This is a genomic window from Cytophagales bacterium (assembly GCA_033344775.1).
In the GTDB taxonomy this organism is placed as follows: domain Bacteria; phylum Bacteroidota; class Bacteroidia; order Cytophagales; family Cyclobacteriaceae; genus JAWPMT01.
In genome coordinates, this window is the sequence record JAWPMT010000004.1 from 120,567 (window position 1) to 135,967 (window position 15,401).

At 43.6% G+C, this 15,401-nt stretch carries 13 protein-coding genes; 10 read left to right on the plus strand and 3 right to left on the minus strand.

Features of this window, described 5'->3' with window-relative positions; all coding sequences use genetic code 11:
- Positions 1-95 precede the first annotated feature (95 nt).
- From ggt to R8G66_09550, 3 genes are all read left to right on the plus strand, one after another.
- Positions 96-1,811, plus strand: a complete 1,716-nt coding sequence (gene ggt / locus R8G66_09540) for a gamma-glutamyltransferase (protein ID MDW3192599.1) — start codon at positions 96-98, stop codon at positions 1,809-1,811.
- 77 nt (positions 1,812-1,888) lie between these two features.
- Positions 1,889-2,389, plus strand: a complete 501-nt coding sequence (gene tpx, locus R8G66_09545; protein MDW3192600.1) for a thiol peroxidase — start codon at positions 1,889-1,891, stop codon at positions 2,387-2,389.
- A gap of 145 nt (positions 2,390-2,534) precedes the next feature.
- Complete coding sequence (locus tag R8G66_09550) at positions 2,535-2,906, plus strand: nuclear transport factor 2 family protein (GenBank protein ID MDW3192601.1); 372 nt, start codon at positions 2,535-2,537, stop codon at positions 2,904-2,906.
- Positions 2,907-3,216: 310 nt separating this feature from the next.
- On the opposite strand, the gene R8G66_09555 is transcribed toward R8G66_09550, so the two are convergent.
- Positions 3,217-4,149, minus strand: a complete 933-nt coding sequence (locus R8G66_09555; GenBank protein ID MDW3192602.1) for a LysR substrate-binding domain-containing protein — start codon at positions 4,147-4,149, stop codon at positions 3,217-3,219.
- 83 nt (positions 4,150-4,232) lie between these two features.
- On the opposite strand from R8G66_09555, the gene katG reads away from it, so the two are divergent.
- The 5 genes from katG (at position 4,233) to R8G66_09580 (ending at position 10,126) form a co-directional block, all read left to right on the plus strand.
- A complete protein-coding gene (gene katG / locus R8G66_09560) occupies positions 4,233-6,407 on the plus strand; it encodes a catalase/peroxidase HPI (GenBank protein MDW3192603.1) in 2,175 nt (724 codons plus the stop codon).
- A gap of 137 nt (positions 6,408-6,544) precedes the next feature.
- A complete protein-coding gene (locus R8G66_09565; GenBank protein MDW3192604.1) occupies positions 6,545-7,531 on the plus strand; it encodes a hypothetical protein in 987 nt (328 codons plus the stop codon).
- Positions 7,532-7,728: 197 nt separating this feature from the next.
- Positions 7,729-8,733 carry a hypothetical protein gene (locus R8G66_09570; GenBank protein MDW3192605.1) on the plus strand — a complete coding sequence of 335 codons (1,005 nt, stop codon included), beginning with the start codon at positions 7,729-7,731 and terminating at the stop codon, positions 8,731-8,733.
- 3 nt (positions 8,734-8,736) lie between these two features.
- Positions 8,737-9,282: a sigma-70 family RNA polymerase sigma factor gene (locus R8G66_09575; protein MDW3192606.1), complete on the plus strand. Its 546-nt coding sequence runs from the start codon at positions 8,737-8,739 to the stop codon at positions 9,280-9,282.
- Complete coding sequence (locus tag R8G66_09580) at positions 9,269-10,126, plus strand: hypothetical protein (GenBank protein ID MDW3192607.1); 858 nt, start codon at positions 9,269-9,271, stop codon at positions 10,124-10,126. Before R8G66_09575 ends, R8G66_09580 begins: the two co-directional genes overlap by 14 nt.
- Here R8G66_09580 and R8G66_09585 read toward each other — a convergent pair whose 3' ends face one another.
- Both R8G66_09585 and R8G66_09590 read right to left on the minus strand, forming a co-directional pair.
- Entirely contained in the window at positions 10,127-10,570 is a 444-nt protein-coding gene (locus R8G66_09585) for a hypothetical protein (GenBank protein MDW3192608.1), read from the minus strand.
- A 28-nt stretch (positions 10,571-10,598) separates the two neighbouring features.
- The gene (locus tag R8G66_09590) at positions 10,599-12,080 is read right to left on the minus strand and encodes an OmpA family protein (GenBank protein ID MDW3192609.1); all 1,482 of its coding nucleotides are present in this window, start codon (positions 12,078-12,080) and stop codon (positions 10,599-10,601) included.
- A gap of 308 nt (positions 12,081-12,388) precedes the next feature.
- Between R8G66_09590 and R8G66_09595 the strand changes: the two genes are divergently transcribed.
- Positions 12,389-12,736 (plus strand): helix-turn-helix transcriptional regulator, encoded by a 348-nt coding sequence (locus R8G66_09595; GenBank protein ID MDW3192610.1) that lies wholly within the window; start codon positions 12,389-12,391, stop codon positions 12,734-12,736.
- Positions 12,733-15,387, plus strand: a complete 2,655-nt coding sequence (locus R8G66_09600; GenBank protein ID MDW3192611.1) for an ABC transporter permease — start codon at positions 12,733-12,735, stop codon at positions 15,385-15,387. The genes R8G66_09595 and R8G66_09600 overlap by 4 nt, the downstream gene beginning before the upstream one ends.
- Positions 15,388-15,401 lie beyond the last annotated feature (14 nt).

The following is a 15,401-nucleotide window of genomic DNA, read 5'->3' on the forward strand; positions in this document are numbered from 1 at the left end:
AAAAAGCGCACAAAGACAGTGACCAAAAAGGTACATCGCGGAATCAAGTATTAATCCACTACATTCGCAAGCAGTCACTCAACCTTAATCTTACCATGAGATTCATTTTCATACTGGGACTATCCATGTTGGTCGCCTGTCAACCATCACAAAAAGAAGGTCCAGCTACAACTTCCAATAATGTCCTCCAGGGTGTAATCGGCCAACAAGCCATGGTGGTAAGTGCTCACCCATTAGCATCCGAAATAGGTGCCAACATTCTGGCAGAAGGTGGAAACGCCATCGATGCGGCCATTGCGGTCCAGTTTGCGTTACAGGTTGTATTTCCTGAGGCTGGAAATATTGGCGGTGGCGGCTTTGCGGTCATCCGACTCTCAGACGGCACCAACGCTGCGTTGGACTTTCGAGAAAAAGCGCCAAAATCAGCAGATCGCGATATGTATCTGGACGATGAAGGGAATGTGATCCCGGGTAAAAGTCGTGTGGGTCATCTAGCTGCAGGAGTTCCCGGATCGGTAGCGGGCATGTGGGCCATGCATCAGAAATACGGATCATTACCATGGGCAGAATTACTCAAGCCTTCGATAGAACTATCCTACTTCGGATATAAGATCACTGATTTAGGAGCAAGCAACTTCAACCGATTCCAAGACCTATTTGCGGAAATCAATGCACTTAACAAACCCTGGATGGTTAAAGACGGTGGCTGGAATCCCGGAGATTCAGTGATACAAAGAGCATTGGCTACAACATTTAGCCAAATCAGCGCAAACGGCAGGGACGGATTTTACAAAGGCATCGTTGCCAATCAGATTGTCAAAGAAATGGAACGCGGAGGTGGACTGATCACCCTCGATGACCTGGAAAGCTATAAGGCAGTTTGGCGTGATCCGGTAGTCGGTGATTACAGAGGGCATAAAATCATTTCTATGCCTCCCCCATCCAGTGGTGGAGTCGCATTAATCCAGTTGCTTCAGGGAGCAGGAATGCATGATGTGAAGACCCTAGGACACAATACGGCTGAAACGATCCATCTTCTGACCGAATTAGAACGACGGGTCTATGCGGATCGGGCCACGCATTTAGGCGATCCTGACTTCTATGAGGTCCCGGTTGATATGCTTCTTAGCGAAGCCTATAATTCTGAACGCTTTGGCACCATCAATAAAGACCAAAAAACCTCTTCACAAGAAATAAAGGAAGGTGCGGTTGATATCATCGAAAGTACGGAAACGACTCACTTTTCAGTCGTGGACAAGGATGGAAATGCAGTATCCATCACTACCACCCTCAATGGCTACTATGGCTGCAAAGTAGTGGTCGATGGAGCAGGCTTCTTCCTCAACAACGAAATGGATGATTTTAGTGCCAAGCCCGGGGTTCCTAATATGTTTGGGTTGGTTGGCGCAGAAGCCAATTCCATTGCCCCAGAAAAGCGAATGCTAAGCAGCATGACTCCCACCATTCTTGAAAAAGATGGTAAACTCTTCATGGTCAATGGTACTCCCGGAGGTTCTACGATCATCACATCAGTCTTTCAGACAATCATGAACGTGATTGATCACGGTATGACCATGCAAGAAGCTGTCAATGCCGCAAGAATCCATAGCCAATGGTTACCCGATTCAATCTATATCGAGCCAAATGCTTTAACCAAAGCAGTGCTAGAAGGGTTAATGAACAAAGGCCACGGAATCAGTAGTCGCGAAAGAACGATGGGAAAAATTGATGCCATTTTGGTACAACCTGATGGAACATTAGAGGGGGCTGCGGATGTTACCCGTGGAGATGATACGGCGATTGGCTTTTAATAGAGGTCGCATATACTTTCATGCTTCAGAAATTGACAAAGAATTTTGATTAACCAAAAAACAGATAACACGAACAAATGGCACATGTAACCCTTGGGGGTACACCCTCCAATACGTCTGGTGAACTTCCCGAAGTAGGATCAAAAGCACCGGATTTCAGTTTTGTAAAAACAGACCTTTCTGAAAGTTCATTATCTGCATATGCAGGAAAGAAGGTCATTCTTAACATATTCCCTAGCGTGGATACGGATACCTGCGCTACTTCGGTGAGAAAATTCAATGAGAAGGCAGCATCACTGGATAACACGGCTATTCTCTGCATTTCCGAAGACCTACCTTTCGCTCAGAAAAGATTTTGTGGTGCAGAAGGCATTGAATCCGTTGAAGCCGTATCGGTTTTCAAAAAAGGAAATGATTTTGGAGCATCTTATGGCATCGGATTGGTAGATGGCCCTTTTAACGGTTTACTATCAAGAGGAATTGTAGTTGTGGATGAATCAGGTGTGGTGAAACACACGGAACTGGTCTCTGAAGTAGCCAATGAGCCAGATTACGACTCAGCCTTAGCAGCGTTGTAAATACTGACTTATATAAAACATAGGCCCTGTCATGATTTCATGGCTGGGCTTTTTTTGTTTCTCCATTTAGATAAATACTAATAATAGTAGCTTTTTATTTACATTTACTACTTATATTAGTATTCATTATCTAAATCAAAAACTCATGGAAATCAAAGACATTGCAAATCGACTCGTAGAACTATGTAAAGTCGGCGACTGGGATACAGCCCAAAAAGAACTCTATCACACGGATTGTGTCAGTATCGAACCTGAAGGCATGCCAGATAATGTGGTGAAAGGGATGGATGCAATCAAAAAGAAGGGTGAAATTTTTGCTAGCATGATAGAGGAATCCCACGGAGGCGAAGTGTCTGAACCTTTGATCGCTGATGACTACTTCTCAGTGATGATGGGTTATGATGTCACCTTTAAAGATCGTGGCAGAGTGAAAGAAACAGAGATCTGTGTTTACAAAGTAGCTGATGGAAAAATCGTCAGCGAAGAATTTTTCTATGTCGTCCCTCCTATGGGTTGAGTAAAAATATTAATGCGCCTTTCTTGTTAAGAACCACCCGTAGTGAAAGTAAGATGTCTCAAAGTAGATACTGTCACATTGAGCTTGTCGAAATGTGACATCAACAACAAGCTATTTTGAGTCATCTACTTTCCTTTTTATCTCGATATGAAATCAAACAAAAAACATCCCGAAGAACTACACTACACCATCATGCAACAACTGATGATAAAGCGTGCTTTGAGATCTGAGGAAGACATTAAAGCAGGGCGGGTTTACAGCCTGGAAGAGGCAAAAAATAAATTAAAACAGAAACACTAAGTCAGCCTGCTCACTTCATCTTAATCCCGGGATCTACAATTTCTACACCTTCTGAGGACAGCATATTACCCGGAATGTTCTCTTTGATGAAGTCAATTAGTTTTTGCACAAAGTGCTCTTTCAGTGAAGTCTTTTGGGTAATGACCCCAATCTCTCGTGCCTTTTTTACAATCGGTGAAATGTTCTCTTCCTGATTTTCGTCCAGACTTAAGGTCGTTAGTTCAGGAAGAATGGTCATTCCCCCTTTGGTATCTACTATCCTAATCAAAGCATCAATGGAGTTGCTGCGATAATTGAAAGACCTCCCCTCCTGTAATTTGGTCAGGTCACAAAAGTTGTTCACCTGATCCCGAAAGCAATTCCCTTCATTCAATAGCCAGAGGCTATCATAATCAATGTTTTCCAAGCCGATATTCTTCCCTCGTGCCTCCGCTGAGGTATAGAAGAAAAATCGCTCATAAAAAATGGGAATAGATCGAATGCCATAAACGTCAACGGGTGTAGAGATCAATCCTGCATCCAGAAATCCCCCTCTTACCTCCGTAATCACATCTTCCGTGATCATTTCATGGATATCTAATTTAAACTTGGGGAATGCTTCCTGCAGTTGGTCAATGAAAAGTGGAACAAGAAATGGTGCCAGTGTTGGGATGACGCCTAAAGTTAAAGTTCCCTCCAATTCATTTTTGAGATTTAGGGTACGACTTTGCAGGTGATCCACACTGGCAATAATTTCCGCAGCCTGCGCCAGAAAGGTGATCCCATCGGCTGTCGGCACAATTGGGTTCGAAGATCTGTCGAATAAACCAATACCTAATTCATTCTCGAGTTTCTGAATCTGAAGGCTCAAAGCTGGTTGACTTATAGAAAGCTTCTCAGAAGCCTTCTTAAATGATCCGTATTTCTGTAAATTGATGGCGTATCTTAATTGTGCCAGCGTCATAAGCATTACTTATGTGTCGATAAAAATTATAAATAAATATTATCCCAAATTTACACTCCAATCATTCTTTTATTGATCTAAAAATGGAAAATAACACATCCTCAAATGGCATTGGAAAATGCCCATTCCATGGTGGAAACACTTCCACAGGCACCACCGACAAAGACTGGTGGCCTAATTCGCTGAACCTTGACATCCTGAACCAGCATGACGAGAAAACCAATCCTTATGGTGAGGATTTCGATTATCGTGAAGCAGTGAAAGATCTTGACTTTGATGCTGTTAAAGCGGACATGCATACTTTAATGACAGATAGCCAGGATTGGTGGCCAGCTGACTGGGGACATTACGGTGGATTCATGATCCGTATGGCCTGGCACGCAGCCGGAACCTACCGAATTTCTGATGGACGTGGTGGCGCAGGTACAGGTAATCAAAGATTCGCACCTTTGAACTCATGGCCTGATAACACCAGTCTGGACAAAGCAAGAAGACTGTTGTGGCCTATCAAAAAGAAATATGGCAACAAGATCAGCTGGGCAGACTTGTTCATCCTGGCAGGAAATGCCGCATATGAAACAATGGGATTAGAGATGTATGGTTTCTCTTACGGAAGACCTGACATCTGGCATCCTGAAAAAGATATTTATTGGGGAGCAGAGAAAGAGTGGTTGGCGCCTAGTGAAAATCGATATGAAAATCTGGATGATCCTTCGACTTTGGAGAATCCTTTGGCAGCAGTTCACATGGGATTGATCTATGTGAATCCAGAAGGTGTGAACGGAAACCCCGATCCAGTGAAGACTGGTGCACAGATCCGCGAGACTTTTGCCAGAATGGCGATGAATGATGAGGAGACAGTTGCTTTGACTGCTGGTGGACACACTGTAGGTAAAGCACACGGAAATGGAGATGCCAGCAAATTGGGTGCAGAGCCAGAGGGTGCATCAATAGAAGAGCAAGGTTTCGGCTGGAGTAACTCCCAAAATGGTGGTGTAGGCCGTCATACCATTACCAGTGGTATCGAGGGTGCTTGGACAACTAACCCTACTCAGTGGGACAATGGTTACTTCAAAATGTTGTTTGAGCACGAGTGGGAATTGAAGAAAAGTCCTGCTGGCGCCAATCAGTGGATGCCTAAGGACATCAAAGAAGAAGACATGCCTGTAGATGTGGAGGATCCTTCTGTCCGCACCATGCCGATGATGACTGACGCAGACATGGCCATGAGAGAGGATCCGATCTACCGTGAAATCTCTCTGAGATTCAAAGATGATCAGGAGTACTTTTCTAAAACGTTCGCCAGAGCGTGGTTCAAGTTGACACATAGAGACATGGGTCCAAAAGTTCGATACATCGGACCTGAAGTACCTGGTGAAGACCTGATCTGGCAAGATCCTGTTCCTGCTGGGAATGCTGGTTATGACGTAGATGCTGTAAAAGCGAAAATCGCCGATGCAGGTATTTCCGTATCAGATTTGGTTGCTACTGCATGGGATAGTGCAAGAACTTTCAGAGGTTCTGACATGAGAGGTGGCGCCAACGGTTCGCGAATCAGATTGGCCCCTCAAAAAGACTGGGAAGGAAACGAGCCAGCAAGATTATCAAGCGTTTTGGCTAAACTGGAGCCTATCGCTGAAGAGTTCAATGCAAGTGTGGCTGACGTCATTGTATTGGCTGGAAATGTAGGTATTGAGCAAGCGGCCAAAGCTGCTGGAGTGGATGCCACTGTTCCGTTCACTGCCGGAAGAGGAGATGCTTCTCAGGAAATGACTGACGAAAACTCTTTTGCCCCACTTGAACCTTTCGCTGATGGATTCAGAAACTATCAGAAGAAAGCTTACGCAGCTACTGCAGAAGAAATGATGTTGGATCACGCGCAATTACTTGGATTGTCCACTCCTGAAATGACTGTTTTGGTCGGTGGTATGAGAGTATTGGGCACCAATTATGGTGGAACGAAGCACGGTGTGTTCACTGATAATGTAGGTGCATTGACCACTGATTTCTTCGTAAACCTGACAGACATGGCTTACAAATGGGAGCCTACAGGAGCAAACGCTTACGCAGGTAAGGACAGAAAAACAGGTGAAATGAAGTATACGGCTACTCGCGCTGACCTTGTATTCGGTTCTAACTCTATCTTGAGAGCTTACGCTGAATTATACGCCCAGGATGATAACAAAGAGAAGTTTGTACATGACTTCATCGCAGCCTGGACCAAAGTGATGAATGCAGATAGGTTTGATCTGAACTGATCAAATCCCAAATAGATCATAGCAAAGACCCTGGCGAAAGCTGGGGTCTTTTTTTTACCCCTCCCCTGTTACTTTTTTCAAATCCCCGCATATAACCAGGCAGAAGTAATTTGAAAACACACTAAAACTTCCGCCTTATGAAAAAATTTAGCATGTTGGTGATCGCTTCGATCATCATATTATCTTCCTGTGAACAGGAAATCGATGAAGTCATGGAACCATCGGTCGTATTGGAGATCCAGACAGCATCTTCGATCAACAGTACTTTTGATTGCTATCAGGAAATGACTATCGGACTTGGAGAGGATTTTACAGGTACCGCTTGCTCGATTTGTAGCAGTTTTTCAGCAAATCCCGGAGAAACCATTACGGTTTATGGCGTAGCGTACTTTCATGATGCCAATATTCAAACATTTGAAAATCTTGACTATAACATCATCTGGACCATGGTAGAAGGGAATGCGAACTTCACCCCGACAGATGATCCAAGAATGATCCAGCTGCAGATGCCAGAAGCATTTGACAAGGTCGTCATCAAACTGGAAAACCTGGCCAGCAATGGACTAGCAGTAAGTGAATTTCTCACCATTCGTAACGCGACTCAACCCATTGAAATCGGTGATCCAGGTCAAGCAGGACGAGTCATTCACGACAAAGGGGTTCGCTCCGATGAGTGGCAGTTCATGGAAACAACTCAATTTTTTGTAGGATCAAATAATACAGATGATCGCTTTGAAATGGCCTGGGGAACACTGGATCAGCGAACGGGTATCGAAAGCACAGAAATAGGCACTGGCAAAGCGAATACTGTTGCATTGGTAAATCATTTTCTTGATCCCGAAAATCAGACCAATCAGGCTAACACCTTAAGTGCCTGGATCGCTTCTGAGCATTCTCAAAATGGATTTTCTGATTGGCACATTCCGTCGTTAGAAGAAGCAAAGATCCTCATTCAAAACAATGAAACTCTTTCAGAAGACCCCAATGAAACCCAAAGACTCTTTATCTGGACCTCAACAGAGGTAGATGCAGATCATGCCTTTGCTATCGATTTGTTTACCGGTGAAGTAAGTGTAGAAGAGAAAAATGAAAAGCTGAAAACTATCGGTGTTCGCTATTTCTAGGGTTAAACGACTTAAAGATTTGATGTAGAACAAATTCTCCTTTACATAACTATTTGACTAGTTAAACTTTAACACATGAAACTCCCCGGCATACGTCGGGGAATTTTTTTACTATTTTCTTATTGCCATGTTACTTTTTGAATGGGTGTGCATACTAGGAAATAGAATATTTATAATAACACACTAAACTTCACCGCATGTATCAATTAAGAACCGCCTTCATGGCCTTGCTTGTCATCCTGGTCATAGGATGCGAACAAGCACTCAATGAACCCTTCAGGGAAATCCCCACCATTGAAATACAAGTAGAATCATCTATTAAAAGCGTAGGTGATTGCTATGATGAATTAATCAACCGGGTCGGGCAATACCGCGGAACGACTTGCAATATTTGCGGTAGCTCCGTGGCCGCTCCAGGAGAAACCATCAAAGTCTACAGTGCATTCTACTCGAATGGCCGAGTGACTTCCAAAGAAGACATGAACTTTGAAGTCTCCTGGTCTACCGAAAGTGAGGCGATCATTACACCCGGCGAGGACCCTAGAGAGATTTTACTCACTTTACCAGACAATTTCGATTATATCCATGTAGATGTTCTGAGTGATTTCAATGGGTTCTTAGGTCAGGCCAGGTTGTACATCCGCAATTTGAATCAGGAAATTCAAGTACGTTTCCCCGGACAAGCCGGATTGGTCATCTATGATAAAGGAAGCTACGCTAACGATTGGCGATACATGGAAATATCAGAAAAATTCATTTGGTCACAATACACAGATCCGACACCCGGTACTTTCGAAACTGGATTAGATCAGTCCTGGGGATTTGAAGGTGAACTTATTGGCGCCTCCGGCACCGGAATTGGTGAAGGAAGAACCAATACCATTAATCTCCTTACACAAATGTTGGATGAGTCTAACTCAGATATAGAGGTTGATGAAACATACAAGCCATTCAGTACTTATACGGTTTATAATGAATCCATCAACGGGTATTCGGACTGGCATTTACCTTCGATTGAAGAGGCACAAGAATACATCACAGCATTCAATCGATCTGGCGACTTTAGTGGAAATGGTTCACTGATTTGGACTTCTACTGAGATAGATGCTGAAAATGCCTATGCCATGAATGTTTTTTCAGGCGAGGCTGTCATAAAAAATAAGAGCGAAAAGCTTCGGGTCTATGGTGTTAGATATTTTTAACGTGTGAAAGAACCCTGGAGTCTGGCTCTGGAACGGGAGTTGATCAAAAAAAGTAAACGAAACTCCAAGTACTTTGAAGCAATCTATGATCAGTATTTCAACCGCATCTACCGCTTTACTTACAAAAAGGTAGCCAACGAAATACTCGCCGAAGAATTCACTTCAGAGACGTTTTACAAAGCACTTTTGAAAATAAGGAGCTATGACGAGGATCGTCTGACCTTTTCATCCTGGCTTTTCAAAATTGCTTTGAATGAGATACGTATGTATTTCCGAAAAAATCAGTCCGCACAATATGTCATAAGTATAGACGATTTGCTGCGTGAGCTGATCGATGAACCTGGGGGAATTAACCCAACTGATAAATCGCATCTGGAACAGGCCCTCTCCGCATTGCCGGAAAAGGACCTTTCTATTCTGGAATTGCGATTTTATGAAAACATGCCCTTCAAAGACATTGCTGAACTATGTGATCTGACGGAAGGGGCTGTGAAAATGCGAGTAAAAAGGACCATCCATAAACTGAGAGAAGACTATGTCGAAGAATAAAGCACATAGCGTGAGAATTGTCTGGGATGATCCTTCGAATGAGGTCATCAATTATCCGAAGCGTGACTTTAAGGCATTGAACCGCAGAGTCAGAAGAAGAAAATTAGCGATCAGGATCGCCATCGGAACTACGCTCCTGATCCTCTTATTGCTACTGCTTACATTCCTCAAAATAAATGGTGGTTCAGAAAGTGCAGCTGAGGTTCCGAATAATACTGCTCCTTATGGACCAACAATCAATCGGACCAATACTTTTGACTGGTCTGGCATCCAAAAGATCAAACCGGTACTGAAGCCTGATCTTGTTAAGACTACCCAAACTGAACAAGAGGAGCCAGTGGAGGTTGACCCTATTGTTGAGCAGCCACCAAAGATTGCTGTGGATCGTAAAGAAGAAAGTGACATCTATCGGGCCAGCATAGCTGCCGCCTCCGATACCATTCAATTGGAAGAAAAGCCAGCAATGAAAACAACCACGGAAACGTCCAAAGACTCAATAGCAAAGCGACCCAATTTTGTTCCGAGTGAATTTGTGCGCGCCTATCCAACGGTGGGTTATGACAGCTTGTATCAATATTTGACGGAATTCATCAACAAGGAATTATTAGGTTCGAATAATGAATCAGATACATTGAGAATCTCCTTCGCAATTGAAGTGGACGGTCGACCTTCTGGTATTCAGTTGTCCATTGAGACAGCTGACTCTGTATTTATGAAGATTGAGGAAGTAGTGCAAAACATGCCCATGTGGCAACCCGCGACCGCCGATGGACAACCCATTAAAACAAGATTCCGACTTCCTTTGATCATTCAATCGAAAACCATCATCGAAGCAGATGAGTGATTATTCCGGTTTTGGGTTCTTATCGAGGCGATGGTTTTCAAACATCTCAATGGCTGCTTTGAGTACACCAAGAAAGCCTATTCCAAGGACTGTAAGGCCTACAGCCATATCCTTTAAAATGCTTTCAATCGGCAAGACGATAAAAACGAGCCCCGAAAAAATCATCAGAAAAGTTGAAATGGCAACAACAATCAGAAATACCTTACCAAATAAAGGATTTTCCCAGACCTTTCTTGAAAGCTTGTTCTGTGTTTTGGTGGTATCCTGTAATGTTGAAAAGCTTAAGGCCACACCAAGCATGATCAAGAAGTAATCAAGATTTTGATAATCCAACTCTTGTGTGGCAAACAACTTCTGAATAAAAGGAACATAGAAATACAAGGCACAGGCCATTATTGGATACTGCAAATAACTAATGGCATGAAAGAACCTTCTTGGATTCATCGGAGATTCAACTTTGTGTACCCCTAAACTATTCAATAATCGTAAACTCTACCCGCCGGTTCAGGCGACGTGTTTCTTCCTGGGCATTCGAGTGGAGTGGTGCATTACCTCCGTAGCCTTTGGCTTGAACGCGTTTGCTGGTGAACCCTTGTCTCAAAATATAGTCCCTGACTTTTTTTGCACGCCTTTCGGACAAAGCCAGGTTTCGGCTTGGATCACCCTGATTGTCGGTATGCCCTTTGACCAAAATTTTAAGGCTTGTATTTTCCTTTAGGATATTTACGACTTGATCCAACTGTTCCTGCGATCCTTCGATAAAGTCATCTGTCCCTCGATGGAACAACACATGATCCAATTGTATCGTACGCCCAACAGTCAAAGGCACCATCATCAAATCCACTTGATTGACGGAATCCAGCTCTGTACTGGTAATGATCTGTTCCATCACCATATAGCCGTGTGCTTCTGCCAGCACCTGAATGTCTTCTCCGATCGCATAGGGTAATTCAAAAGAACTGGCTGCTTCAAGAGAGAGGTCCACAGAGGTACTCTTCGCCAGAATTTTGGCCGTTACAGTCTCATTGGTCTCCTCGTCTTTCAGGTTGAAAGTGATCGAGGTGGATTCTGCAATTGGAATGGCGATTGAATCAGTATCTTCGGAAACGTCAATGACATCTTTCAACTTGATCCGTCGAATATCTCCGTAACCATCACTGTTTTGTGTAGAAATGAAATAAGCGTATTCTCTTCCTAATTGAAAGGAAGTCTCTGCCCCTTCCGTATTGATCCATGGTCCCAGGTTGACTGGTTCCGACCATCGCTGCCACGTATCATCCAGACGCTTGGAAGTATAGATATCAAAACTACCCAATCCATCATCCCGACCATTGGAAGACCAATAAAGATTCTCATTATCACGGGACAGGAACGGAGTAAACTCCTGAAAAGGGGTATTGATCGCAGAACTTAAGTTCTTCAAAGAAGTCCATCCATTTCCCTGACGAAAACTAACGTAAATATCTTCGACCCCATAGGTTGCCCGCCCTTCCAGGCTCAACAAAAGAATGGAACCATCTGCCGACAAGTAACCGGAAATGACGTCACTTTCGTTGAGAAAATAAGGTATCTCCAGCGGTCGCTGATTGATGGGTTGCGTTTTGGAACCCGTGTACAACTCCGTCTGATATGTATTGAAATTAGGTTTGATTTCGGCGAAAAGTACCTTATCTCCTCGATCGGTTCCAATGATAACTCCCTTTACCCCAGGATCTTCAATATCTGATATGACTGGCGGGTTCCAAATTCCCTCACCGAATGAACTCTGCCAGATCCCGCCCGGATTATTCAACGCGCCCACGTTTTGAGGGCTTTTGGATCGGGTAAAGTAAAGTGTTTCTAAATCCTGACTTAATTGAAGGAAGCCTTCATCCGAAACACTATTCAGCGAATCAATTTTCTGGGATTGTCCTACAAAAGCAACCTGCGCAAAAACAAATTGCACAGTCATCATACAAAGCAAAAAACTAGCGGATCTGATCATACACCGACACCAACGAACAAATTCTTCATCTATTGAGTGGTAAAATTAGTTGAATTGAGGATTTGGAAGTCCTGTGAATCATAAAAAGCCCCTAAGCTTTCTTCATGACTTCTGTAAGAGGCACGTGACAGTGTCCGATTTAAAGGAAAAACTGTTCAAAACGCTACAGTTCAATATCCTACCATTTCTCAAAAACCGCTTTTTCAGCATCTAAATGATCTTTTTGAAAATCTGGCCTCTTATTTGTTATACCGAAATAGAAGTAATAACATGATTCGATGAGAAGAAGTGATTTAGGAGAGTTTGAGGAACTCGTATTATTGACCATCGCCACGCAGTTTCCGGACGCCTATAGTGTAGCAATTGCCGAAGCCCTTGAGAAAGACCTGAAAAGAACCATCACCACAGGTGCTACACATGCCGCCATGCAGAGGCTGGAAAAGAAGGGCTATTTAACTTCCCGAATGGGCGAATCCACTGCCGAACGAGGCGGGAGAAGAAAGCGGTTATATGCAGTCACAGTTGCCGGAGGAAAGATACTCGAAGAAGTACGGCAAATACGTGAAACCTTATGGAGTCGTATTGCTCCTGGTGCCATTCCTGAAATTCAATCTCTCCAAAAATGAGCAAGAGCAACAAACCTTACCTACCTCCAAGATGGCTGGACCAAATACTAAAAGTCTGCTGTGATCCGGATCAGCTGGAAGAAATCATGGGGAATCTGCACGAACGTTATCAGTTGAGAAAAGTACGTTCCAGCAATAAGGTGATGCTCTTCTGGTTCTATTTTAGGGAAGTGCTCGCTTACCTCCGCCCCCAATTCTCCCGTCGAATCCGCATTGACAATCCAAACCACCTTACCATGATCGAAAGACATTTGAAGACCTCAACAAGAAGTATCCTTCGCAACAAAACACTTTCCCTGATCAATATCGGTGGTCTGGCACTCGGTATCACATGTTTTTTATGCTTGTACTTATGGATTGACGCTGAAACATCTGTCAACAAATTTCATAAGCACGCTGAGGAGCTCTACACAGTGTACTTCACAGAAACAACGCCACAGGGGAAATACGGCAATTATGAAATACCTTTCAATTATGTAGATACTAATATGGATGGCTCGAAAATATTAGCGAATGAGCTCAAAGCACAATTCCCGGAAATTCGAGAAGCCACAACATACGCTACCTCCTACGAGTTGCCCTGGGGACACGCATGTACGTTTCGATTGAAAGACAAACGGCAAAAATTTGAAGGCTCCGTAGCAGGTCCAGGCTTCTTCAGATTGTTTTCTTTCCCTCTGCTTGCAGGTGATCCTGAAACGGCACTATCTACACGATCAGGGATTGCTATTTCCAGAAGTATGGCCGAATCATTCTTCGACTCACACTCGGATGCTATGGGACAAACCTTGCGCTACGAGAATGTCAGAGATTTCGTCATTACTGCGGTCTTTGAGGATGTGAAAGACAATAGCAGTTTGCAATTTGATTACTTGATCAACTGGGACTTGACCCATAATGATAATATTCTGCTCTCCAGCAGTGGTATCAACACCTTTCTTCTCCTGGAAAAATCAGCCAGCCCTGAGGCTTTGCAAGCAAAGCTTCAGGATTTCTTGCAAGACCGCTTAAACTCCTGGGAGATGGATGTTACACTAGGCATTCAACCCTTTAAAGATCAATACCTCATCTCCAACTTTGTAGAAGGAAAACCGCTGAACGGTAGAATTGAGTATATCCGAATCTTCTCCGTTGTGGCCTTCTTTATTTTACTGGTTGCCTGTATCAATTTCATGAATCTGGTGACGGCTCAATCCATCAAAAAAGCCAAAGAAATGAGCATCAGAAAAGTAATCGGCTCTTCTCGATATTCATTGATCATGCAGTCGCTGACTGAGTCTATCCTGATGACCGTGATCGCTATGATACTGGCACTGATGCTTACCTGGAATTTCCAGCCGATCATTTCTGAGATTACGGGCAAGCATTTAATAATGCCATTGCACCTGGCGTCTTTTTGGACATTGATCTTAATGCTGGTAGTGAGTATCGGATGTGTTTCAGGCTTCTACCCAGCATTATTCCTCTCGTCTGTTAAACCAAATTTGGTCTTGCAACGAAATAGCAAACCCAAAGGCAAGTCTGCATGGCTGCAAAAAGGGCTGGTCATTTTGCAATTCAGCATCTCCATGCTGCTGATGGTTGCCACCATTGTCGTCTCCAGACAAACTCATTTTATTCAAAATACCCATTTAGGATACGACAAGGAGAACCTGATAGCTGTCCGGATCGAAGGAAAGCTCACAGAAAGACAACAATACTTGCTGTTGAAACAAGAGCTTCAACAGATGCCGGGCATCCAGCTTGTCGATCGTAGTAGCGAAGCGCCTCATAACATGGGCTTTGAAATGATGCCTCCTTTTGAATGGCAAGGACAAGCGAAAGGTGAAGGAGTAAGTTTCTTACCTACTTCAGTAGGATATGATTTTGTAGAGATCATGAACCTGCAGATTAAAGAGGGGCGTAATTTCGATCGACGGATCGCTAGCGATTCCACTGCTTTCATGGTCAATGAAATCGCACTTAAACAAATGAACATGACCGATCCAATCGGTAAATGGATATCTGCCTGGGATAAACGAGGACCGATCATCGGTATCCTGAAAGATTACCACGCAAGCTCTTTGCATGATCCGATCAAGCCACTGATCGTGGATGTTAAAGAAGACCTGGATTTTGGTTTAATTCTGGTAAAAACTCAACCAGGAGCAACGATTGAGGCGCTATCCAGTATGGAAAAAGCTTTTCAAGAGTTTAATCCCAATTTTCCGTTGGCCTATTCCTTTGTGGATGATGAATACAGTGCCCTGTACAACAGCGAAATGATCATCAATAAACTTTCCAATGCGTTTGCTTCACTGGCAATGGTCATTTCTTGTTTAGGTCTGCTAGGTTTAGCCATTTCGGCTGCCGCATCCAGAATCAAAGAAATGGGAATTCGTAAGGTGCTTGGAGCTTCTGTTTCCAATATCCTGACCCTATTTTCCAGTGGATTCTTAAGATTGATTGCCACTGCTTTTTTAATCGCCACACCCGTATCCTGGTGGTTACTCAACACATGGCTCGATGGTTTTGCCTACCGGGTCCATCTATCCTGGTGGATTTTCATTGTAACCGGTTTAATTACACTGGTATTGGCACTATTGACCATTGGTATACAGGCCATGAAAACGGCAGCCTCCAACCCTGTGACTGCCCTTAGATCAGAATAAAAAGTAAAGCTCCC

What these genes read in the sequence shown, in the direction of transcription:
- ggt (MDW3192599.1), top strand. Translation starts at nt 96, where the DNA reads ATGAGATTCATTTTCATACTGGGACTATCCATGTTGGTCGCCTGTCAA.
- tpx (MDW3192600.1), top strand. Translation starts at nt 1,889, where the DNA reads ATGGCACATGTAACCCTTGGGGGTACACCCTCCAATACGTCTGGTGAA.
- R8G66_09550 (MDW3192601.1), top strand. Translation starts at nt 2,535, where the DNA reads ATGGAAATCAAAGACATTGCAAATCGACTCGTAGAACTATGTAAAGTC.
- R8G66_09555 (MDW3192602.1), bottom strand. Translation starts at nt 4,149, where the DNA reads ATGACGCTGGCACAATTAAGATACGCCATCAATTTACAGAAATACGGA.
- katG (MDW3192603.1), top strand. Translation starts at nt 4,233, where the DNA reads ATGGAAAATAACACATCCTCAAATGGCATTGGAAAATGCCCATTCCAT.
- R8G66_09565 (MDW3192604.1), top strand. Translation starts at nt 6,545, where the DNA reads ATGAAAAAATTTAGCATGTTGGTGATCGCTTCGATCATCATATTATCT.
- R8G66_09570 (MDW3192605.1), top strand. Translation starts at nt 7,729, where the DNA reads ATGTATCAATTAAGAACCGCCTTCATGGCCTTGCTTGTCATCCTGGTC.
- R8G66_09580 (MDW3192607.1), top strand. Translation starts at nt 9,269, where the DNA reads ATGTCGAAGAATAAAGCACATAGCGTGAGAATTGTCTGGGATGATCCT.
- R8G66_09585 (MDW3192608.1), bottom strand. Translation starts at nt 10,570, where the DNA reads ATGAATCCAAGAAGGTTCTTTCATGCCATTAGTTATTTGCAGTATCCA.
- R8G66_09590 (MDW3192609.1), bottom strand. Translation starts at nt 12,080, where the DNA reads ATGATGACTGTGCAATTTGTTTTTGCGCAGGTTGCTTTTGTAGGACAA.
- R8G66_09595 (MDW3192610.1), top strand. Translation starts at nt 12,389, where the DNA reads ATGAGAAGAAGTGATTTAGGAGAGTTTGAGGAACTCGTATTATTGACC.
- R8G66_09600 (MDW3192611.1), top strand. Translation starts at nt 12,733, where the DNA reads ATGAGCAAGAGCAACAAACCTTACCTACCTCCAAGATGGCTGGACCAA.